Raw genomic sequence first — 22,205 nt, forward strand, 5'->3', positions numbered from 1 at the left:
GCGGGTGCCCACCTCCACCGGTCCCGTCCCGACCACGGGGCGCGTGCGCCGCGTCCTGCAGGACGACCCCCGCCCGTCGTTCTTCACGTCGGCGATCGACGGCGCGCCGCGCTGGGCCGTCGGGGCGCTGACCGCGCTGCAGGGCGCCGCGCTGTCGCTGCTCGCGGTCACCCTGCCGGCGGTCGCGGTGTTCGTCGCGACCTCGGCCGACCCGGCCAACGCCGACGTCGCGTGGACCCGGGCGGTCGTCGTCGCCGCCAACCTGTGGCTGCTCGCGCACGGCGTGCCCGCTACCCTGGGCGGTGCCGTCGTGTCGGTCGTGCCGCTGGGGCTCACGGCGCTCGCGGTGTTCACGTGCTACGCGTCGGCGCGTCGTTCCGGGCAGGCGACCCGGGGTGCGGCCCTCGCGGGCGTCGCGGCGTACACCCTCCTCGCCGTGCTCGTCGCGGTCGTGACCGGTGCGGGCGGGACGGGCGTGCTGCGCGCGCTGCTGGGCGGCGTGCTCGTCGGCGGCCTCGGCCTGGGCGCCGGGCTGCTGCGGCGGCCCGAGGCGCCGCCGTGGGCGCGGCTCGTCGCACCGGTGCGCGACCGGCTCCCGGGCGGCGTCGCGGTCGGGCTACGCGCGGGTCTGCTGGCGACCGCCGGGCTCGTGCTGCTCGCGTCGGTGGTCTGCGTCATGTGGGTCGTCGCGGGGCACGCCGCGGTCGCGCAGGTCGTCGCCGGGCTCTCGCTCGACGCCGTCGGCGGGGTCGTGCTCGCGGTGGGCGAGCTCGCGTTCCTGCCGAACCTCGTGGTGTGGGCGCTCGCGTGGGTCGTCGGCCCCGGGTTCGCGGTCGGCGCCGGGACGCGGTTCGCGCCCGCCGAGGTGGTCGCGGGCCCGTTGCCGGCCGTGCCGCTGCTCGGGGCGCTGCCCGACGCGGGCGGCGGGCCGCCGCTGGCCGCGCCCGCGCTCGTGCTCGCCGTCGGCCTGCTCGCGGGGCTCGTGCTGCGGCGCTGGTCGACGCCCGTGCGGCCGCGCGACGTGGTGGTCGCGCTCGCGGTCCTCGCGGTCACGGTCGGGTCCCTCGTCGCGCTGCTCGTGGCGGCCGCGAGCGGTGCCGCGGGCCCGGGGCGCATGGCCCACGTCGGGGCGCACGTCGGCCTCGTCGCGCTGCTCGCCGCCGCCGGGACGGGCGTCGCGGCCGCGTGCACGAGCGTCCCGTTCGACCCCGAGGTGCGTGCCGCGGTGCGTCGTGGGCGCGAGCGGCGACGCGCGGCAGCCGCGGCGCCCGCACCGCGCGCGGGCGACGACGCGACGCCCACGGGCCCGGACGCCACCGGGTGAGCGACCGGCCGGCACGTCGCCGTGCGGCGACGTGCGGCCCAGCGGTTGTCAGCCGCCGAGGCCGAACACGGACCCGATGCGCTCGCGGACGTCCCGGTCGAACTGCGACTGGCACGCGCTCTGCGCCTGCTGCGTGAGCGCCGCGCCGCTGCACCGCTGCAGGTCGCGCACGGCGTCGAGGTAGAGCAGCGACTGCGCGCTGAGGAACGTCCACATCAGCGACGCGACGACGAGCACGACGGACAGCGCGACGACCGGTCCGCGTGCGCGCGCGCGGGCCGCGCGCGTCACCGCGACGATCGCGAACGCGAGGCTCGCGACGGCCGTGACGGGGGCGACCAGCAGGCCCGGGTACGGCGCGCTGAGCAGCACGACGCCGGCCAGCAGGAGGCACGCGCTCCACACCGCGGCGCGGGTCGCGCGCGCGACGCCCGCAGGGTCGGGCGGCGTCGGCGGTCGCTGCCCCGGGTGCGGCCCGGCCGGCGGCCCGGCGTGCTGCCCCGGGTGCTGGGGGCTGCCGTGCTGCGGGCCGACGTGCCCCGGGTGCCACGCGCCCCCGGTGCCCGGCGGGGGCGTCGCGCCCCCCGGCGCACCGGGCGCCGGCGGCGGCGACTGGTCCCGCGGCTGCGACTGGTCCGGCGGTGCCCACGGGTTGCCCATGGCGTCATTCTCGCGCACGCGCGGCGCCGGACGCGCGGACGGGTCGGCCCGCGGGCGGGGTAGGTTCACCCGCGTGACTCGCACCGGCCCCGGTCCCGTCCCGCCCGCCCACGCCGTGTCCCGCGCGCACCGCCTCGTCGTGCTCGTGTCCGGCACGGGCTCCAACCTCGCGGCGCTGCTCGACGCGCACGACGACCCGGCCTTCGGCGCGCGCGTCGTCGGCGTCGTGTCCGACCGTGCGGGCGTCGCGGCGCTCGACCGCGCGCGCGAGGCCGGGGTCCCGACCGCGGTCGTCGCGCTGCGCGACTTCCCCGACCGCGACGCGTGGGACCGTGCGCTCACCGAGGCCGTCGCGGTGTTCTCGCCCGACACCGTGGTGCTGGCGGGGTTCATGAAGCTCGTGGGCGCGCCGTTCCTCGCGCGGTTCGGCGGGCGGACGGTCAACACGCACCCCGCGCTGCTGCCGTCGTTCCCCGGCGCGCACGGCGTGCGCGACGCGCTCGCGTACGGCGTCAAGGTCACGGGCTGCTCGGTGATCGTCGTGGACGCGGGCGTCGACGACGGCCCCGTCGTCGCGCAGGAGGCCGTCGCGGTCGCGGACGACGACGACGAGTCGTCGCTGCACGAGCGCATCAAGGTCGTCGAGCGTCGCCTGCTCGTCGACGTCGTGGGGCGCATCGCGCGCGACGGGCTCACGGTCGACGGCCGGCGCGCGCGCCTGGGTCGGCCCGCGGCCGACTGACCCGCGCGCGCCGGTGCGCCGGTAGACTCGTGCGCGGTCGTGACTGGCGAGGGTGGAGGACCACCGGGGAGCGACCGAGCACCACCCTGCCGAGTGCACCGCCCGCCTGGGTGCCGGGGTTCGTCGAAGGTCCTGCCGGACCGCCGCCCGACCCAGGAAGGTGCCACCCATGCCGCACGACCTGCCCCCCGTCGCCCCCGTCGCGGACCCGACCGCCGACGCCACGCGCCGCCCGCTGCGCCGCGCGCTGCTGTCCGTCTACGACAAGACCGGCCTGGTCGAGCTCGCGACGGCGCTGCACGCCGCGGGCGTCGAGCTCGTGTCCACGGGGTCGACGGCCGCGACCGTCGCGGCCGCGGGCGTGCCGGTGACGCGCGTCGAGGACCTCACGGGCTTCCCCGAGTGCCTCGACGGGCGCGTCAAGACGCTGCACCCGCGCGTGCACGCCGGGATCCTCGCCGACACGCGTCGCCCCGAGCACCTCGCCCAGCTCGACGAGCTGGGCGTCGCCGCGTTCGAGCTCGTCGTGGTCAACCTGTACCCGTTCACGCAGACCGTCGCGTCGGGTGCGGGTGTCGACGCGTGCGTCGAGCAGATCGACATCGGCGGGCCGTCGATGGTGCGCGCCGCCGCGAAGAACCACCCGAGCGTCGCGGTCGTCGTCGACCCCGCGCGCTACGACGACGTGGTCGCGGCCGTCGCCGCCGGCGGGTTCACGCTCGCGGAGCGCACGCGCCTCGCGGCGCAGGCGTTCGTGCACACCGCGACCTACGACGTCGCGGTCGCGTCCTGGATGGGCAACGTCGCGACGACCACCGACGAGGTCGACGGCGTCGCGACCGGGTTCCCGGCCTGGGTCGGCGCGACCTGGGAGCGGTCGGACGTGCTGCGCTACGGCGAGAACCCGCACCAGCGGGCGGCGCTCTACACGGCGGACCAGGGCACCCCCGGGCTGGCGCAGGCGCGCCAGCTGCACGGCAAGGCCATGAGCTACAACAACTACGTCGACGCGGACGCGGCGTGGCGGGCCGCGCACGACCACGGCGACCTGCCCACGGTCGCGGTCGTCAAGCACGCCAACCCGTGCGGCGTGGCCGTGGGCGCCGACGTCGCCGACGCGCACGCCAAGGCCCACGCGTGCGACCCGGTCTCGGCGTTCGGGGGCGTCATCGCGACCAACCGGCGGGTCACGCTCGCGGCCGCCGAGCAGATCGCGCCCGTGTTCACCGAGGTCGTCGTCGCCCCGGGCTTCGACGACGACGCGCTCGCGCTGCTCACGCAGAAGAAGAACATCCGCCTGCTGGTGGTCGACGCGCCGCCCGCGACGCACGTCGAGCTGCGCCCGGTGTCCGGCGGTCTGCTCGTGCAGTCGGTCGACCGCATCGACGCGCCCGGCGACGACCCGGCCACGTGGACGCTCGCGGCGGGGGACGCGGCGGACGAGGCCACGCTGGCCGACCTCGTGTTCGCGTGGCGCGCCGTGCGGGCCGTGAAGTCGAACGCGATCCTCCTCGCGCACGACGGCGCGTCCGTCGGCGTCGGCATGGGGCAGGTCAACCGGGTCGACTCGTGCCGGCTCGCCGTCGAGCGCGCCAACGCCGGGGACGTCGAGCGCGCGCGCGGCGCCGTCGCGGCGTCCGACGCGTTCTTCCCGTTCGCCGACGGGCTGCAGGTGCTGCTCGACGCGGGCGTGCGCGCGGTCGTGCAGCCGGGCGGCTCGGTGCGCGACGAGGAGGTCGTCGCCGCGGCGGCGGCCGCGGGCGTGACGCTCTACCTCACGGGCACGCGGCACTTCGCGCACTGACCCGCGTCCCGCACGGGCCCGGCCGCACGGCGGTCGGGCCCGTGCGGCGTCGGGCCGACGGGGGACGTGCCCGCGGGGGCCTCGCCCGCGTCAGGCCGGGGGCGTCGCGCGCACGAGCGTGCGCAGGTCCGCCGCGGGCGCGGCGTCGGGCCCCAGCGGGAGGTGGGGCAGCCCGTCGCGGGCGAACAGGCGGCGCGCCGCGCCGACGTCGCGCGGACGGTCCACGACGAGGGCGCCGGTGACGGCGTCGTCGTGCGACCACAGCACGGTCCAGCCCGCACCGTCGCGGGGGTCGCCCAGCACGGTCGTCCGGTCGCCCGGGCCCGGCAGGCCGAACATCGTGAGGTCGTGCCCCAGCTGGGTCGAGAACACGTAGGGCACCGGCTCCGGTCCGTCGACCGGCAGGCCGAGCAGGTGGCGGACCAGCACGTCGGGGCCGTGCAGCGCCTCGTCCCAGTGCCCACCGGGCACCCAGCCGTGCCGCGCCGAGCGCCGTACCGCGACGTCGCCCACCGCGAGCAGGCCGGGCAGCGGGCCGTCGGGACCCAGCGCGCGGTACGCCTCGTCCACGGGGACGGCCCCGTCCCGCAGCGGTAGCGCCCCGTCGAGCCACGCGGTCGCGGGCCGCGCCCCGACGGCGACGAGCACGACGTCCGCCGGCAGGTGGCTGCCGTCGGCGAGCCGCACACCGGCGGCGTCGAGCGACGCGACGGCGGCCGACGTGCGCAGGTCGACCCCGGCGGCGGCGTACCAGGGGGCCGTGAGCGCGCCGACCTCGACACCGAGCGCGGCCGCGAGCGGCGCCTCGCGTGCCTCGACGACCGTGACGTCGTGGCCCGCCGCGGCCGTGACACCCGCGACCTCGGCGCCGATCCACCCGGCGCCGACCACCACGAGCCGGCGCGGCGACACGCCGAGCGCGGTGCGCAGCGCGTCGGCGTCGGCGGCCGTGTGCAGCGTGCGGGCGCCGTCCCAGCCCGCGACGCGCACCGCCGCGGCGCCCGTCGCCAGCACGACGCAGGACGCCGCGAGCTCGCCGTCGTCGGTGCCGACCGCGGCGCCCCCGCCGGCCAGCGGGCGCAGGCCGCGCGCCGCCCTGCCCAGGTGGACCTCGTCGGCGAGCGCGTGCAGGTCGTGGCCCAGGTCGTCGGCGAGCCAGGCCGGTGACGTCCGGTCCAGCAGGTGCTTCGACAGCGGCGGCCGGTCGTACGGTGCGACGCCCTCGGCGCCGAGCACCCGCACGACGCCGTCGTACCCGTGCTCGCGCAGCGCCGCGACGGTACGGAGCCCCGCGAGGCCCGCGCCCACCACCAGGACGTCGCGGACGGGGGACGGTGCGGCAGGTGCGTCGGTCGTCACGGTGTCACCGTAACGAGGCGTCGCAGCGGTACGCTGATCCGCACCGCGCACGTCCGCCGGGTCCGCTCAGGGGGCCGACCGGCGGGGCCTCCCGGCCGGCCGCGGTGGTGGACGACGAAAGGGGCCGCATGTCGAGCGCGGCGCGCATCCCCGGCGCGGACCTCCGCACACCGACCTGGACGACGCGGCCCGGCGCCGGCGGTGCGGAGCAGCGCGACGGTGCGCCCGAGACGCCGGCAGACGGTCGTCCCCGCGTGTCGGTCGACCAGCACCCCGGTCTGCGCCCGGCCGCCGCAGCCGGCGCGTCCGCGGCACCGGTGGACCCCGACGTGCGCCCGGTGCCGCCCGAGGAGCAGGCGCTCGATCCGCGGTCGATCGCACGGGCGTCGCTGGCGGCGGGGCGCAACCGGTCGTTGTGGTGGACGCTCGGCGGCATCGCCGGTGCGGTGGGTGCCGCGTTCGCGTGGGACGCGGTCGTCGGCGTGCTGGTGCTCGCCGCGCTGCTCGTCGTCTACGGCGCGGTCCGGGCCGTGGGCACGTCGCCGGGCCCGGCCGCCGTCGTGGTCCGCTCGAAGGCGCTCGACGTGACGGTCCTGCTCGGGTGCGCCGCGGCCCTCGTCGCGCTCGCAGCGGTGCTGCCGGGCGCCTGACGCGCGCCCCCGCCGCCACGAGGCGGGCGTGACGGACGTCGGACGGACGACGAGGGCCCCGGGTCGTCCGACGGACGTCCCGGGGCCCTCGTGCGTGGTGGCTCAGCGCTCGACGACGAGCACGTCCTCCTCGGCGACGTACAGCTCGTCCTCGCCGAACAGCGAGTCCTCCGGCGGCTCGGCCGCGAACGCGCGGTAGACGAGCGCGGCGATCGCGGCCCCGAGCAGCGGCGCGACCCAGAACAGCCACACCTGCGACAGCGCCCAGCCGTCGGAGAAGATCGCCGCGGCCAGCGAGCGCGCCGGGTTGAGCGAGCCGTTGGTCACAGGCGTCGCGACGAGCAGCAGGACGGCGAGCGCCAGGCCGACCGCGAACGGGACGTGCTGCTTGTTGGCGCGACGGTCGGTCGCGCCGAGGATGACGCCGACGAACACGGCGGTCGCGACGGCCTCGACGAGCAGCGCCACCACGAGGCTGAACTCGGCCTGGCCGCCCGAGAGCGTCGCGAGGGGCGAGTGGTCGGCGTAGCCGTTGGCGACCGAGCTGAAGAACGTGCGCGTCGACGTCTGCGCGCCCTGGCTGACGAGGCCCGGCAGCGCCGCGGGCACCGTGAGGAACAGCACCGCCGCGGCGAGCGCGCCGCCGACGACCTGGGCGAGCCAGTAGGGGAGCAGGTCCTTGAAGGACGTGCGGCCCGCGAGGCACGCGCCGAACGTCACGGCCGGGTTGAAGTGCCCGCCCGAGACGCGGCCGACGGCGATGATGCCGGCGAGCACGGCGATGCCGAAGCCGAGGGCGACGCCCAGGCCGCCGCCGGTGTTGCTGAACGCCGAGTACAGCGCGACGCCGAGGCCGACGAGGACCAGCAGGAACGTGCCGAACGCCTCGGCGCCGAGCCGCGCCAGGAGGCTGGGGCCGGCGGCCACGACGGAGCCGGCGGGCAGCACGTAGGCGTCGCCCTCCTCGAGCTCCGTCGCGTCGTCGTCCGTCTCCGCCACGGCGACGACCGGCTCGGACGGGCCGGCCGGCGCCGGGGGCGCGGGCGTGCTGCTCGCGGTGGTGCCGGCGGCGGCCGCCGTGGTGTCCTCGGGCTCCGGTGCGCCCTCGGTGGGCTCGGGCTTCTGCTGCGACATGTCGGTCCTGTCGGTCGGTGTGTGTGGGTCACCGTCGGATGCCGGGCCGCGGTGCGGCCGGCCGGCGGGCGTCGATGGCGCGGACGGGTGACGCAGGGCCCAGCATGCCAGCCGACCCTGTGCGGCGGCAGGTGGTCCGCCGGACCGAGATCTCTCGATGTCGAGTAACCTGGGCGGCACACCCACGGCACAGGAGGCAGGCCCGCGCATGGCGAAGATCAAGGTCGTCGGCCCCGTCGTCGAGCTCGACGGCGACGAGATGACGCGCATCATCTGGCAGTTCATCAAGGACCGCCTGATCCACCCGTACCTCGACATCGACCTGCGCTACTACGACCTGTCGATCGAGAACCGCGACGCGACCGACGACCAGGTCACGATCGACGCGGCGCACGCCATCAAGGAGCACGGCGTCGGCGTCAAGTGCGCGACGATCACGCCCGACGAGGCGCGCGTCGAGGAGTTCGGCCTCAAGAAGATGTGGGTCTCGCCCAACGGCACGATCCGCAACATCCTCGGCGGCGTCGTGTTCCGCGAGCCGATCATCATCAGCAACATCCCGCGGCTGGTCCCGGGCTGGAACAAGCCGATCATCATCGGCCGGCACGCCCACGGCGACCAGTACAAGTCGACGAACTTCAAGGTGCCCGGCGCCGGCAAGATCACGATGACGTTCGAGCCGGCCGACGGCTCCGAGCCGCAGCGCTTCGAGGTCGTGACGATGCCCGAGGCCGGTGGCGTCGCGATGGGCATGTACAACTTCAACGAGTCGATCCGCGACTTCGCGCGCGCGTCGTTCGCGTACGGCCTGCAGCGCGGCTACCCCGTGTACCTGTCGACCAAGAACACGATCCTCAAGGCGTACGACGGTGCCTTCAAGGACATCTTCGCCGAGGTGTTCGAGGCCGAGTACAAGGACCAGTTCGAGGCCGCCGGGCTCACGTACGAGCACCGCCTCATCGACGACATGGTCGCCGCCGCGATGAAGTGGGAGGGCGGCTACGTCTGGGCGTGCAAGAACTACGACGGCGACGTGCAGTCCGACACCGTCGCGCAGGGCTTCGGCTCGCTCGGGCTCATGACGTCGGTCCTCATGACCCCCGACGGCAAGACCGTCGAGGCCGAGGCCGCGCACGGCACCGTCACGCGGCACTACCGCCAGCACCAGCAGGGCAAGCCGACGTCGACCAACCCGATCGCGTCGATCTTCGCGTGGACCGGCGGCCTCAAGCACCGCGGCAAGCTCGACGGCACGCCCGAGGTCACGCAGTTCGCCGAGACGCTCGAGGACGTCGTCATCACGACCGTCGAGAGCGGCAAGATGACGAAGGACCTCGCGCTGCTCATCGGCAAGGACCAGCCGTGGCTCACCACGGAGGAGTTCCTCGCCGCGCTCGACGAGAACCTCGCGGCGCGCCTCGCCTGAGACGTGCACGACGCGACGCCGCCGGCCCGTGCCGGCGGCGTCGCCGTTTCATGGCACGGGTCGCCCCCGTGCGCGATAGGTTCGGTGGTGGCGCGTGGACGCGTGTCGGCGCGCCGCCACCGGTCGACCGAAGGAGCCCGCCCGTGTCCGTCTCCACGCCCGCCGTCGTCACCGTCACCGGGGCCGCCGGTCAGATCGGGTACGCCCTCGCCTTCCGGATCGCGTCGGGGCAGCTGCTCGGCCCGGGCACGCCGGTGCGGCTGCGGATGCTGGAGATCCCGCCCGCGGTGAAGGCCGCCGAGGGGGTCGCGATGGAGCTCGACGACTGCGCGTTCCCGCTGCTCGACGGCATCGACGTCACGGACGACGCGACGGCCGCGTTCGCCGGCGTGAACGTCGCGCTGCTCGTGGGGGCGCGCCCGCGGACCAAGGGCATGGAGCGCGGTGACCTGCTGAGCGCCAACGGTGGCATCTTCGGGCCGCAGGGCGCCGCGATCAACGCGGGCGCGGCGGACGACGTGCGGGTCCTGGTGGTGGGCAACCCCGCGAACACGAACGCGTACATCGCGGCGGCGCACGCGCCCGACGTGCCGGCCGAGCGGTTCACGGCGATGACGCGGCTCGACCACAACCGTGCGCTCGCGCAGCTGCGGCACCGCACGGGTGCGGCGGTCGACGACATGCGGCGCGTCGCGATCTGGGGGAACCACTCGGCGACGCAGTACCCCGACCTGACGCACGCGAGGATCGGCGGGCGGCCCGCGCTCGAGGTCGTCGGCGACGACGTGTGGGTGCGGGACACGTTCATCCCGACGGTCGCGAAGCGCGGCGCGGCGATCATCGAGGCGCGCGGCGCGTCCTCGGCAGCGTCGGCGGCGAACGCGGCGATCGACCACGTGCACACGTGGGTGCACGGCACCGCCGAGGGGGACTGGACGTCCGCCGGTGTCGTGTCGGACGGCTCGTACGGCGTGCCCGAGGGGCTGATCTCGTCGTTCCCGGTCACCGCCGCGGGCGGCGCGTACACGATCGTGCCGGGGCTCGAGCTCGACGCGTTCTCGCGCGAGCGGATCGACGCGTCGGTCGCCGAGCTGGTGGAGGAGCGCGAGGCCGTGCGCGCGCTCGGCCTGGTCTGACCGGCGGGAGGGGCGTGCGCGTCGCGATCCGGGTGCGTCCGGGGGCGTCGCGCACGCGCGTCGGTGGTCGGTACGGCGACGCGCTGGTCGTCGCGGTGCAGGCGCGCGCGGTGGACGGCGCCGCGACCGAGGCCGCGCTCGCGGCGCTCGCGGACGCGCTGGGCGTGCGGCGTCGGCACGTCGCCCTGGTGACGGGCGCGACCAGCCGGGACAAGGTCGTCGAGGTGGACGACACCGCGACGCGGGGTGACGCCGGGGCGCGGGTGCTGGAGCTGCTCGACGCCTGAGGGCGGCCGACGGGTCGCAGGGCCGGGCGGATCGTCCGGATCGCGCGGCATGCCCGAAACCCTTGCTGCAAGTTGTTGCAACAGGTTACGGTCACCGGGACAGCCCCCCACCGACGGCACGACGACGTGCCGTGACGAAGGAGTCCCGATGGTCGGCGCCGCCCTGCCACGCCCCCTCGCCCCCCGCGCCGCACGCCGTGCGCTCGCCCTCCTCGCCGCCGGGGCCGTGGCCGCGACCGGCGCCGTCGTCGCGCTGCCCGCACCGACCGCCGTCGCCGCGGCCGGCGCGGTCACGCTCGTCGGCAGCCTGCAGGACGAGCTCGGGTGCGCCGCCGACTGGGACCCCGCCTGCGCGAGCACCGCGCTCGCGCCGACCGACGTCCCCGGCCGGTTCTCGGCGACGTTCGACGTGCCGGGCGGCGCGCACGAGTGGAAGGTCGCGCTCGACGGCACGTGGGACGCGGCGTACGGCGCCGACGGCGGCGACGCGAACACGCCGCTCGTGCTCGCCGGGCCCGCGCGGCTCACGTTCACCTACGACGACGCGACGCACCGCACGTCCGTCGTCGTCGCGGACCTCGCGGGGGGCTACACGGACGCCGACGCCGACCTCGTGGCGGACCCCGTGCGCGACCCGGGTGCGGGGGAGAGCTTCTACTTCGTGCTCACCGACCGGTTCGCCGACGGCGACCCCGGCAACGACACCGGCGGTCTCGACGGCGACCGGCTGACCACCGGCCTCGACCCCACCGACAAGGGGTTCTACCACGGCGGCGACCTCGCGGGCCTGCGCGAGCGGCTCGACTACGTCGAGGGGCTCGGCACCACGGCGATCTGGCTCACGCCGTCGTTCCTCAACAAGCCCGTCCAGGGCGCGGGCGCCGACGCGTCGGCCGGGTACCACGGCTACTGGGTCACCGACTTCACGCGCATCGACCCGCACCTGGGCACCAACGCCGAGCTCGAGGCGCTGATCGCCGACGCGCACGCGCGCGGCATCAAGGTCTACTTCGACATCATCACCAACCACACGGCCGACGTCATCGACTACGCCGAGGGCGGGTACGGGTACGTCGACCAGGCGACCCGGCCCTACCGCGACGCCGCGGGCGAGCCGTTCGACCCCGCGACGTACGCCGGCACCGGCGACTTCCCCGCGCTCGATCCTGCGACGTCCTTCCCGTACACGCCGGTGATCGACCCGGCCGACGCCCAGGCCAAGGTGCCCGCCTGGCTCAACGACCCGACGCTGTACCACAACCGCGGCAACTCGACGTGGACGGGGGAGTCCGTCACGTACGGCGACTTCGACGGCCTCGACGACCTCATGACCGAGCACCCGGACGTCGTGCAGGGCTTCGTCGACGTCTACGAGGCGTGGGTGGACCTGGGGATCGACGGGTTCCGCATCGACACCGTCAAGCACGTGAACCGCGAGTTCTGGGACGTCTTCACCACGGCGATCGCGCAGCACGCGGCCGCGGTCGGCAACCCGGACTTCTTCATGTTCGGCGAGGTGTACGACGCGGACCCGGCGCTCACCGCGCCGTACGTGCGCGAGACCGACATGGACGCCGTGCTCGACTTCTCGTTCCAGGCCGCGGCGGCGAGCTACGCCAGAGGCTTCTCGGCGGCGGGCCTGCAGGGCCTGTTCGCGGGCGACGACCTGTACACGACGCCGACGAGCAGCGCGCAGGCGCTGCCCACCTTCCTCGGCAACCACGACATGGGTCGCATCGGGTACGCCGTGAAGGACGCGGGCGACGCGCAGGCGCGCTCGGGTCTCGCGCACGCCCTCATGTACCTGACGCGCGGGCAGCCGGTCGTCTACTACGGCGACGAGCAGGGGTTCGTCGGCGACGGGACGCTCGGGGGCAAGGACAAGGACGCGCGGCAGTCGCTGTTCGCGACCCAGGTGGACGAGTACGCGGACCAGGCGCTGCTCGACGGCACGCCCGCCGGCTCGGTCGACCGGTACGCGACGGACACGCCGTTGTACCGGCAGATCGCGACGCTCGCGGAGCTGCGCGCGCGGACGCCCGCGCTGACCTCCGGCGCGCAGGTCGAGCGGTACGCCGCCGGGTCGGTGTACGCGTTCTCGCGCGTCGGCGACGACGGCGTCGAGCACCTCGTCGCGCTCAACAACGCGGCGACGCCGGCCGACGTCGCGGTCGACAGCCTGACGCCGGGTGCGACGTTCACTCCTCTGCTCGCGACCTCGGGCGCCGGCACGGTGCCGGGCGCCGCCACCACCGCCGACGCCACCGGGACCGTCGCCGTGACGGTGCCCGCGTTCGGCGCGGTCGTGCTGCGGGCCGACGGCCCGGTGGCGGCGGGCGACGACGGCCTCACGCTGGCGGCGCCGGGCGCGGGCGCGGCGCTCGAGGGGCTGGCCCCCGTGGTCGCGGACGTCGACGACGACGCGTTCGCCACGACGTCCTTCGCCTACCGCGTGGTCGGCGACGACGCGTGGACGCCGCTCGGCACCGCCGAGACCACGACGCCCCGGGTGTTCCACGACGTGCGCGACCTGGAGCCCGGCACGCTCGTCGAGTACCGCGCGGTGCGCCAGGACGTGACCGGCCACCGCAGCGCCGCGTCGACGTACGCGAGCGTCGGCGTGGCCGTCGACGGCGTCGAGCCGCCGCCGGCGCCGGGCGGCACGCTCGTCACGGTGCCCGGCAGCCACAACGCCGCGATGGGGTGCCCGGGGGACTGGCAGCCGGGCTGCGAGGTGGCGCGCCTCACGTCGACCAACGGGGTCGTCTACTCCGGGACGTTCACGGTCCCGCCGGGGTCGTACGAGTACAAGGTCGCCGTGGGCGGCACGTGGGACGAGAACTACGGCGCGGGCGGCGCACCCGGCGGCGCCAACGTCACGTACACCGTGGCCGGCGACGCGCCGCAGCAGGTGACGTTCGTGTACGACGCGACCACGCACCAGGTGACGTCCTCGGCGCAGGGTCCGCTGCTCACGCTGCCGGGGTCGTACCAGAGCGAGGCGGGCTGCGCGGCCGACTGGGACCCCGCGTGCCTGGCGACCGCCCTGGTCGACGGCGACGGCGACGGGACCGCGACGCTGACGCTGCCCGACCTGGCGGCGGGCACGTACGAGCTCAAGGTCGCGCACGGCCTGTCGTGGGCCGAGAACTACGGCGCCGACGGCGTCCGCGACGGCGCGAACGTCGCGTTCGCGGCACCCGGCGGCCGGCCCGTGACGTTCGTCTACGACCTCACCACGCACGTGCTGACGGTGCAGGTCACCGACCCGCCGCTGCCCGGTACGGGGCAGGCGCAGGCGCACTGGGTCGACGCCCGCACGCTCGCGTGGCCCGCGGGCCTGGTCACGAGCGGCACCGACGCGTCGGCGCTGCGGTTCACGCTGCACGGGTCGCCCGAGGGGGCGCTCGAGGTGGTGGACGGGCACGTGACGGGCGGTGAGGAGGTCGCGCTCGAGGTCGTCGCCGGTGGGCTCACCGCGGCGCAGGTCGAGCAGTTCCCGGCCCTCGACGGGTACGTCGCGCTGCGCGTGCCGTCCGACCGCGCCACGGTCGAGCGGCTGCTCACCGGCGAGCTGCTGGTGCGGCAGGCGGACGCGGACGACGTCGCGCAGGCGGTCACGGGCGTGCAGGTGCCGGGCGTGCTCGACGATCTGTACAGTGCGAAGGCAGTCAAGCGTACGTTCGGCACGACGTGGGTGAAGGGGGCGCCGCACCTCGCGCTGTGGGCCCCCACCGCGCAGGACGTCGCCGTGCTGGTGTGGCCCGCCGACCGGCGCGGTGCGCTCGACACGTCCCGCGAGCCCGTGCGGACCGCCGCGCAGCGGCAACCCGACGGCAGCTGGACCGTCGCCGGCGCGAAGGCCTGGGCCGGCGCGGCGTACCTCTGGGAGGTCACGGTCTACGCGCCCACCACGGGGAAGGTCGAGGTGAACCGCGTGACCGACCCGTACGCCGTCGCGCTCACGCTGAACTCGACGCACGGCGTGCTCGTCGACCTCGACGACGCCCGCTACCGGCCGCGCCAGTGGGAGCGCACGCCCCAGCCGGTCGTGCGTCCCGTCGACCAGACGATCTACGAGCTGCACGTGCGGGACTTCTCCGTCTCGGACACCACGGTGCCGGCGGCGCTGCGTGGCACGTACGGAGCGTTCGCGGTGCCCCGCAGCGACGGCCGCGACCACCTGCGCGCGCTCGCCGACGCGGGGCTGACCACGGTCCACCTGCTGCCGACGTTCGACATCGCGTCGATCGAGGAGGACCGGTCGGCGCAGGCGGCGCCCGCGTGCGACCTCGCCGCGCTCCCGCCGGACTCGCCCGAGCAGCAGGCGTGCGTGACCGCCGTCGCGGGGCAGGACGCGTTCAACTGGGGCTACGACCCGTGGCACTGGACCGTGCCGGAGGGCTCCTACGCGGTCGACGCGGTGGGCGGCGCGCGGGTCGCCGAGTTCCGCACCATGGTCGGGGCGCTGCACGCCGACGGGCTGCAGGTCGTGCTCGACCAGGTGTTCAACCACACCGCGGCGAGCGGGCAGGACCCGAAGAGCGTGCTCGACCGCGTCGTGCCGGGGTACTACCACCGGCTCGACGCGACCGGGAAGGTCGAGACCTCGACGTGCTGCCAGAACGTCGCGACCGAGCACGCGATGGCCGAGAAGATGATGGTCGACTCGGTCGTCACCTGGGCGCGGGACTACAAGGTCGACGGCTTCCGGTTCGACCTCATGGGCCACCACTCGCGGCAGACCATGGAGGCCGTGCGCGACGCGCTCGACCGGCTGCGCCCGCGCACCGACGGCGTCGACGGGCGCAAGGTCTACCTGTACGGCGAGGGCTGGAACTTCGGCGAGGTGGCCGACGACCGGCTCTTCGAGCAGGCCACGCAGGGTCAGCTGGGCGGCACGGGCATCGGCACGTTCTCGGACCGGCTGCGCGACGCCGTGCGCGGCGGCGGGCCGTTCGACGAGGACCCGCGCGTGCAGGGCTTCGGCTCCGGCGCGTTCACCGACCCCAACGGGGCGCCCGTGAACGGCACCGAGGCCGAGCAGCTCGCGCGCGTGCGGCACCAGGCGGACCTCGTGCGCCTGGGCATGGCCGGCAACCTGCGGTCGTTCGAGCTGCTGACGAGCGACGGCACCGTCAGGCGCGGCGACCAGGTCGACTACAACGGGCAGCCGGCCGGGTACGCCGACTCCCCGGAGGAGGTCGTCACGTACGTCGACGCGCACGACAACGAGACCCTGTTCGACAACCTCTACCTCAAGCTCCCGCAGGACACCCCGATGGCCGACCGCGTCCGCATGAACACGGTCTCGCTCGCGACGACGACGCTCGCGCAGACCCCGTCGTTCTGGCACGCCGGCGCGGACCTGCTGCGCAGCAAGTCGCTCGACAGGAACTCGTACGACTCGGGGGACTGGTTCAACGTGCTGGACTGGTCGGGCCGCACCAACGGGTTCGGGCGCGGGCTGCCGCCGGCGGCGGACAACGAGGCGAAGTGGCCGTTCCAGCAGCCGCTGCTGGCCGACCCCGCGCTCGTGCCGACCCCCGCCGACGTCGCGGCGGCGCGCGCCGCGTCGGCCGAGCTGCTCGAGCTGCGCGCGTCCACGCGGCTGTTCCGGCTCGGCGACCCCGACCTGATCGAGCGCAAGGTGACGTTCCCGGGCGCGGGCCCCGACGCCACCCCGGGCGTCGTGGTCATGCACGTCGACGACCGGCCGGGCTGGGACGCGGCGACGCGCCGCTGGCGCACCGACGTCGACGCGCGGCTCGACGGCCTGCTCGTGGTCGTCAACGCGTCGGACGAGCCGACGACGCAGCGGGTCGACGCGCTCGCCGGGAGGCGGTACGTGCTGTCGCCCGTGCAGGCCGCGGGCGCCGACCCGGTGGTGCGGACGAGCGCGTACGACCGCGGCACGGGGACGGTCACGGTGCCGGCCCGGACGGTCGCGGTGCTCGTCGAGCAGCGGGCGGCGACGCCGCGCCCCGACCCGTGGCGGGACCTGGTGTGCGGACTGCTGGGGCGGTGGTTCCCCGGGGTGTGCCGCTGACCTGCGCGTGCGTGAGCGCGACGCCCCGTGCCTTCGACGGTCGAAGGCACGGGGCGTCGTCGTCGGGGGTCATGCCCGTTTCGAACGGACTCGGTGCGGTGTCGAGCGCGCGGGTGACGTCAGGACACGGATTGGTCACGGCTCTTGCCTGCTCCAAGCCTTCAGGTCTTGAATGCAACGCGAAGCCGCACCCGGCTCCTCGGCAGCGACGCCGACCCCGGGTGGCCCGGACGACGGACGTCCCGGCCGCAGCAGCGGCGCACACGAGGGAGCGACGACGATGTCACTGGCATGGAAGAAGACGGCGGTCGCGGTGCTCGCCGCGGGCCTGCTCGCAGGGTCCCTGGCCGCGTGCAGCTCCGAGCGCGACACGGGCTCCGGCGGCGGGGCGACCGACGGCGCGTCGGGCAGCACCGAGGACACGACGGTCGGCATCGCGATGCCCACCAAGAGCCTCGAGCGCTGGAACCGCGACGGCGCCCACCTCGAGGAGCTCCTCAAGGACGCCGGCTACGAGACGAGCCTGCAGTACGCCGACAACAAGGTCGACCAGCAGATCACCCAGATCGAGAACATGATCAACCAGGGCGCGGACATCCTCGTCATCGCGTCCATCGACGGCACGGCGCTCGCGCCGACGCTGCAGCAGGCGGCCGACCAGGGCATCAAGGTCATCGCCTACGACCGCCTCATCAACGACACCCCGAACGTCGACTACTACGCGACGTTCGACAACTACGGCGTCGGCAAGATGCAGGGCGAGTTCATCGTCGACGCGCTCAAGCTCGACACGGGTGCGGGGCCGTTCAACCTCGAGCCCTTCGCCGGGTCGCCCGACGACAACAACGCGAAGTTCTTCTTCGCGGGTGCGTGGGACGTCCTCAAGCCGTACGTCGACAAGGGCCAGCTCGTCGTGCCGTCGGGCAAGGCGCCCGCGTCCGACGACGACTGGGCCTCGATCGGCGTCCAGGGCTGGAGCTCGGACACCGCGCAGTCCGAGATGGAGAACCGCCTCAACTCGTTCTACTCGGGCGGCACCAAGGTGAACGTCGTCCTGTCGCCCAACGACTCGCTCGCGCTGGGCATCGCGCAGGCGCTCGAGGGCGCCGGCTACGCGCCCGGTCCGGACTACCCGGTCCTCACGGGTCAGGACGCCGACAAGGCCAACGTCCTCAACATGATCGCCGGCAAGCAGTCGATGTCGGTGTGGAAGGACACCCGCGCCCTCGGTGACCAGGTCGCGAAGATGGTCGACCAGATCGTCAAGGGCGAGACCGTCGAGGTCAACGACGAGAAGACCTACGACAACGGCGAGAAGGTCGTCCCGACCTACCTCCTGCCGCCGCAGGTCATCACGCCGGACAACGTCCAGGTGCTCGTCGACTCGGGCTTCTACACGGCCGCCGACCTCGGCCTGTGAACCACCGCCGGCCGCGCGACCCGTCCGGTCGCGCGGCCGGCACCGCCCGGACGACCCAGCGAGGACCCATGGACACCGAGCACATCCTCGAGATGCGCGGCATCACCAAGACGTTCCCCGGCGTGAAGGCGCTCGCGGACGTCACCCTGTCCGTCCGCCGCGGCGAGATCCACGCGATCTGCGGCGAGAACGGCGCGGGCAAGTCGACGCTCATGAAGGTGCTGTCGGGCATCTACCCGCACGGCACGTACGAGGGCGAGATCGTCCTCGACGGCGAGGTGCAGGAGTTCCGCGGCATCCGCGACTCCGAGCGCCAGGGCGTCGTCATCATCCACCAGGAGCTCGCGCTGTCGCCGTTCCTGTCGATCGCCGAGAACATCTTCCTCGGCAACGAGCGCGCCGAGCGCGGCGTCGTGGACTGGAACCGCACGAACGCCGAGGCGGCCAGGCTCCTCGCGCGCGTCGGGCTGGCCGAGCGTCCCGACACGCGCGTCAGCGACATCGGCGTCGGCAAGCAGCAGCTCGTCGAGATCGCGAAGGCGCTGTCGAAGGAGGTGCGCCTGCTCATCCTCGACGAGCCCACCGCGGCGCTCAACGACGAGGACTCGGCGCACCTGCTCGGCCTCATCCGCGGCCTGCGCGACGAGGGCATCACCTCGATCATCATCAGCCACAAGCTCAACGAGATCGAGGCCATCGCCGACACCACCACGATCGTCCGCGACGGGCGCACCATCGAGTCGCTCGACATGCACGGCACCGACGCCGTCACCGAGGAGCGCATCATCCGCGGCATGGTCGGCCGGCCGCTCGACCACCGCTTCCCCGACCACACGCCGAGCATCGGCGAGGAGGTCCTGCGGATCGAGGACTGGACCGTGCACCACCCCGTCGACCAGGCCCGCAAGGTCGTCGACCGGGCCAGCCTCACCGTGCGACGGGGCGAGATCGTCGGGCTCGCGGGGCTCATGGGCGCGGGGCGCACCGAGCTCGCGATGAGCGTGTTCGGGCGCTCGTACGGCACCCGGATCTCGGGACGCGTCTACAAGGACGGCCACGAGATCACGCTCGCGACCGTGCAGCAGGCCATCGCGCACGGCATCGCCTACGCGACCGAGGACCGCAAGCGGTTCGGGCTCAACCTCATCGACACCGTGCAGCACAACGTGTCGGCCGCCGCGCTGGGCAAGCTCGCACGCCGCGGCGTCGTCGACCGCGAGGCCGAGTCGACCGTCGCCGAGCGCTACCGCAAGGAGCTCAACATCAAGACGCCGACCGTCGCCTCCGTCGTCGGCAAGCTCTCGGGCGGCAACCAGCAGAAGGTCGTGCTGGCCAAGTGGCTCTACGCCGACCCGGACGTGCTGATCCTCGACGAGCCGACGCGCGGCATCGACGTCGGCGCGAAGTACGAGATCTACACGATCATCAACAGCCTCGCGGACGCGGGCAAGGGCGTGCTCGTCATCTCCTCCGAGCTGCCCGAGCTCCTCGGCGTCTGCGACCGCATCTACGCGCTCAGCCAGGGTCGCGTCACGGGCGAGGTGGCCCGCGCCGACGCGACCCAGGAGCACCTCATGCACTTCATGACGATGGACAAGGACGGGATCGCCCGATGAGCACCACGACCGACGTCAACGTTCCGTCCCCGACGCCGCCGGGTGCGCCCCGCGTGTCGCTCGGGCAGCGGCTGCAGGGCCTGGGCGGCAACGCGCGCCAGTACGGGATCTTCGGCGCGCTCGTCGTCATCGTCCTGCTGTTCCAGGTGCTCACCGACGGCAAGCTGCTGCTCGCCAACAACGTCGCGGCGCTGTTCCAGCAGAACGCGTACGTCATGATCCTCGCGATCGGCATGGTCATGGTCATCGTGGCCGGGCACATCGACCTGTCGGTCGGGTCGGTCGTGGCGTTCGTCGGCGGCGTGGTGGCCGTGACCATGCGCGACCCGATCGGCCTGCCGTGGATCGCCGCCGTGCTCGTGGGCCTCGCGGTCGGCGCGCTGGTCGGCGCGTGGCAGGGGTTCTGGGTCGCGTACGTCGGGATCCCCGCGTTCATCGTCACGCTCGCGGGCATGCTCGTGTTCCGGGGCCTCGCGCTCGTGATCGTCGGCGAGACGCTCGCGGGCCTGCCGCCCGCGTTCATCCGCATCTCGAAGGGCTCGCTGCCCAACGTGCTCGGGTTCGTCGCCAACATGGACGTCGTCACGCTCGTCATCGGTGCGCTCGCGGTCGCCGCGATCGTGCTCACCCAGGTGCGTGCGCGCCGCTCGCTGCGCAAGCACGACCTGCACGTCGAGGCGTTCGGCCTGTTCCTCGCGAAGATCGCCGCGATCGCGGTCGGCATCGGGATCCTCACGGTGATCCTGTCGTTCTCGGCCGGCGGCACGCCCATCGTGCTCGTCGTCGTCGGCGTGCTTGTCGTCGCGTACTCGTTCCTCATGGGGCGCACGGTCTTCGGCCGGCACATCTACGCGATCGGCGGCAACCGGGCGGCGGCCGCGCTCTCGGGCGTCAGCACGCGGCGCGTGGACTTCTGGATCTTCGTCAACATGGGCCTGCTCGCGGGCGTGGCCGCGATCGTCACGACGGCCCGGGCGGGCGCGGCCATCGCGGCGGCCGGGCAGAACTTCGAGCTCGACGCGATCGCCGCGTGCTTCATCGGCGGCGCTGCGGTGACCGGCGGCATCGGGCGCGTGTCGGGTGCGATCGTCGGCGCGCTCATCATGGGCGTGCTCAACATGGGCCTGTCGATCCTCTCCGTCGACCCCGCGTGGCAGATGGCCATCAAGGGCTTCGTGCTGCTGCTCGCGGTCGCGTTCGACCTGCTCAACAAGCGGCGCGCGGGCACGCAGTAGAACCGGACGTGCGTCCGTGACGGGCGTGGGCGCCGGTAGGTTGCCCTCGTGAGCAGGCGAGCGGGTGCGGCGGGCTCGCAGACCGCGCTGCGCGAGGCCAACAAGGCGCTCGTCGTCGGCACCGTGCAGCGGTACGGCGGGCTCACGCAGGTCGAGCTCGCCGCCGCCACCGGGCTGTCGCAGGCGACGGTGTCGACGATCGTCCGCGAGCTGCTGGCCGCGGGCATCGTCGACACCGCCGTCACGACGCGCAGCGGGCGGCGCGCGCAGCTCGTCACGCTCGCGCGGCGGGTCGGGCTCGCGGTCGGCATCCAGGTGGGCCACCGGCACCTGCGGGTCGTGCTGGGGGACTTCGCGCACGAGGTCGTGGCCGAGCAGACGCTGCCGCTGCCGTTCGAGCACCCCTCGGACACGACGCTCGACCGCGGCGCGCTGCTCGTCATGGACCTGCTCGAGCGCATCGGCTCGGACCTCGAGGACGTGGTCGCCGTCGGCCTGGGCGTGCCGGCGCCCGTCGACGTCGGCACGGGCATGGTCTCGGTGCCGGGGCTGCTGCGCGGGTGGGAGGGTGAGCACCTCGCGCAGGTGCTCACCGAGCGCCTCGGGCGCCCCGTGCTGGTCGACAACGACGCGAACCTCGGTGCGCTCGCGGAGTCCACGCTGGGGGCGGCCCGGGGCTACCGCGACGCGGTGTACGTGCGTGCGTCGTACGGCGTCGGTGCGGGCATCGTGCTGGGTGGGCAGGTGCACCGCGGGTTCGCGGGCACCGCGGGCGAGATCGGGCACGTGCAGGTCGACCCGACCGGCCACATCTGCCGGTGCGGCGCGCGCGGCTGCCTCGACACCGTGGTGGGCGCGACCGCGCTGGTCGAGCCGCTGCGGGCGTCGCACGGGTCGCTCGCGCTGCGCGACGTCGTCGCGCGGGCCCGCGCCGGCGAGCCGGGGTCGTCGCGCGTCGTGGCGGACGCGGGTGCCGTGATCGGGGCGGTGCTGGCGGGCCTGGGCACGAGCATGAACCCGCAGTGCGTCGTGGTCGGGGGCGAGCTGGCGGAGACGGGCGACGTGCTGCTGGGCCCGCTGCGGGAGGCCGTGCAGCGGCGCGTGCTGCTCAACCAGGTCGCACCGCTCGAGGTCGTGCCGGCGGCGCTGGGTCAGCGCGCCGAGGTGATGGGTGCCCTGGTGATGGCGCTGCGCTCGGCCGACGTGCCGGTGCGCGCGGACGACGACGCGCCGGTGGGCGGCGCGCAGGACGACGAGGACACGGGTGCGCCGGGCGACGAGGTCGCGGGGGCACGGGACGGGCGGGTCGATGGTCGGGGTTGACCGGTGCGGGTCGGGGGGCTTCACTGCACGGGGCACGGTG

15 protein-coding genes and 1 riboswitch are annotated in these 22,205 nt (G+C 74.7%); of the genes, 12 read left to right on the forward strand and 3 right to left on the reverse strand.

Annotated features, from left to right (window positions below; all coding sequences use genetic code 11):
* Nucleotides 1-4: 4 nt before the first annotated feature.
* Complete coding sequence (locus E4A51_RS00655) at nucleotides 5-1,324, forward strand: DUF6350 family protein (RefSeq protein WP_206119931.1); 1,320 nt, start codon at nucleotides 5-7, stop codon at nucleotides 1,322-1,324.
* Nucleotides 1,325-1,372: 48 nt separating this feature from the next.
* On the opposite strand, the gene E4A51_RS00660 is transcribed toward E4A51_RS00655, so the two are convergent.
* Nucleotides 1,373-1,984: a hypothetical protein gene (locus E4A51_RS00660; protein WP_134850618.1), complete on the reverse strand. Its 612-nt coding sequence runs from the start codon at nucleotides 1,982-1,984 to the stop codon at nucleotides 1,373-1,375.
* A gap of 73 nt (nucleotides 1,985-2,057) precedes the next feature.
* Here E4A51_RS00660 and purN point away from each other — a divergent pair, with 73 nt between their 5' ends.
* Both purN and purH read left to right on the forward strand, forming a co-directional pair.
* Complete coding sequence (gene purN / locus E4A51_RS00665; protein WP_070318437.1) at nucleotides 2,058-2,726, forward strand: phosphoribosylglycinamide formyltransferase; 669 nt, start codon at nucleotides 2,058-2,060, stop codon at nucleotides 2,724-2,726.
* A 29-nt stretch (nucleotides 2,727-2,755) separates the two neighbouring features.
* A riboswitch (ZMP/ZTP riboswitch) is annotated at nucleotides 2,756-2,845 on the forward strand.
* A gap of 50 nt (nucleotides 2,846-2,895) precedes the next feature.
* Nucleotides 2,896-4,530 (forward strand): bifunctional phosphoribosylaminoimidazolecarboxamide formyltransferase/IMP cyclohydrolase, encoded by a 1,635-nt coding sequence (gene purH, locus E4A51_RS00670; protein ID WP_134850620.1) that lies wholly within the window; start codon nucleotides 2,896-2,898, stop codon nucleotides 4,528-4,530.
* Nucleotides 4,531-4,620: 90 nt separating this feature from the next.
* Here the strand turns inward: purH and E4A51_RS00675 are convergent, their stop codons facing one another.
* Complete coding sequence (locus E4A51_RS00675) at nucleotides 4,621-5,889, reverse strand: NAD(P)/FAD-dependent oxidoreductase (protein WP_134850621.1); 1,269 nt, start codon at nucleotides 5,887-5,889, stop codon at nucleotides 4,621-4,623.
* Between the two features lie 254 nt (nucleotides 5,890-6,143).
* Here E4A51_RS00675 and E4A51_RS00680 point away from each other — a divergent pair, with 254 nt between their 5' ends.
* Complete coding sequence (locus E4A51_RS00680) at nucleotides 6,144-6,539, forward strand: DUF3017 domain-containing protein (protein WP_233421014.1); 396 nt, start codon at nucleotides 6,144-6,146, stop codon at nucleotides 6,537-6,539.
* A gap of 102 nt (nucleotides 6,540-6,641) precedes the next feature.
* Here E4A51_RS00680 and E4A51_RS00685 read toward each other — a convergent pair whose 3' ends face one another.
* Complete coding sequence (locus tag E4A51_RS00685) at nucleotides 6,642-7,673, reverse strand: aquaporin (protein WP_134850622.1); 1,032 nt, start codon at nucleotides 7,671-7,673, stop codon at nucleotides 6,642-6,644.
* A 208-nt stretch (nucleotides 7,674-7,881) separates the two neighbouring features.
* Here E4A51_RS00685 and E4A51_RS00690 point away from each other — a divergent pair, with 208 nt between their 5' ends.
* The 8 genes from E4A51_RS00690 to E4A51_RS00725 all read left to right on the forward strand — a co-directional run bounded on the left by E4A51_RS00690 (nucleotide 7,882) and on the right by E4A51_RS00725 (nucleotide 22,165).
* Nucleotides 7,882-9,099 carry an NADP-dependent isocitrate dehydrogenase gene (locus E4A51_RS00690; protein ID WP_046528894.1) on the forward strand — a complete coding sequence of 406 codons (1,218 nt, stop codon included), beginning with the start codon at nucleotides 7,882-7,884 and terminating at the stop codon, nucleotides 9,097-9,099.
* A gap of 143 nt (nucleotides 9,100-9,242) precedes the next feature.
* A complete protein-coding gene (locus E4A51_RS00695) occupies nucleotides 9,243-10,235 on the forward strand; it encodes a malate dehydrogenase (protein WP_134850623.1) in 993 nt (330 codons plus the stop codon).
* Nucleotides 10,236-10,249: 14 nt separating this feature from the next.
* Complete coding sequence (locus E4A51_RS00700) at nucleotides 10,250-10,522, forward strand: DUF167 domain-containing protein (protein ID WP_070318432.1); 273 nt, start codon at nucleotides 10,250-10,252, stop codon at nucleotides 10,520-10,522.
* 148 nt (nucleotides 10,523-10,670) lie between these two features.
* The gene (gene pulA, locus E4A51_RS00705; RefSeq protein ID WP_134850624.1) at nucleotides 10,671-16,571 is read left to right on the forward strand and encodes a pullulanase-type alpha-1,6-glucosidase; all 5,901 of its coding nucleotides are present in this window, start codon (nucleotides 10,671-10,673) and stop codon (nucleotides 16,569-16,571) included.
* Between the two features lie 280 nt (nucleotides 16,572-16,851).
* Nucleotides 16,852-17,991, forward strand: coding sequence for a multiple monosaccharide ABC transporter substrate-binding protein (gene chvE, locus E4A51_RS00710; RefSeq protein WP_082131406.1), 1,140 nt, complete (start codon nucleotides 16,852-16,854; stop codon nucleotides 17,989-17,991).
* A gap of 68 nt (nucleotides 17,992-18,059) precedes the next feature.
* Nucleotides 18,060-19,607 (forward strand): multiple monosaccharide ABC transporter ATP-binding protein, encoded by a 1,548-nt coding sequence (gene mmsA, locus E4A51_RS00715; protein WP_046528889.1) that lies wholly within the window; start codon nucleotides 18,060-18,062, stop codon nucleotides 19,605-19,607.
* A complete protein-coding gene (gene mmsB / locus E4A51_RS00720; protein WP_046528888.1) occupies nucleotides 19,604-20,842 on the forward strand; it encodes a multiple monosaccharide ABC transporter permease in 1,239 nt (412 codons plus the stop codon). Before mmsA ends, mmsB begins: the two co-directional genes overlap by 4 nt.
* 48 nt (nucleotides 20,843-20,890) lie before the next feature.
* A complete protein-coding gene (locus tag E4A51_RS00725; protein ID WP_046528887.1) occupies nucleotides 20,891-22,165 on the forward strand; it encodes an ROK family transcriptional regulator in 1,275 nt (424 codons plus the stop codon).
* Nucleotides 22,166-22,205 lie beyond the last annotated feature (40 nt).

It is taken from the genome of Cellulomonas sp. HD19AZ1, assembly GCF_004535805.1.
Lineage (GTDB): Bacteria > Actinomycetota > Actinomycetes > Actinomycetales > Cellulomonadaceae > Cellulomonas > Cellulomonas iranensis.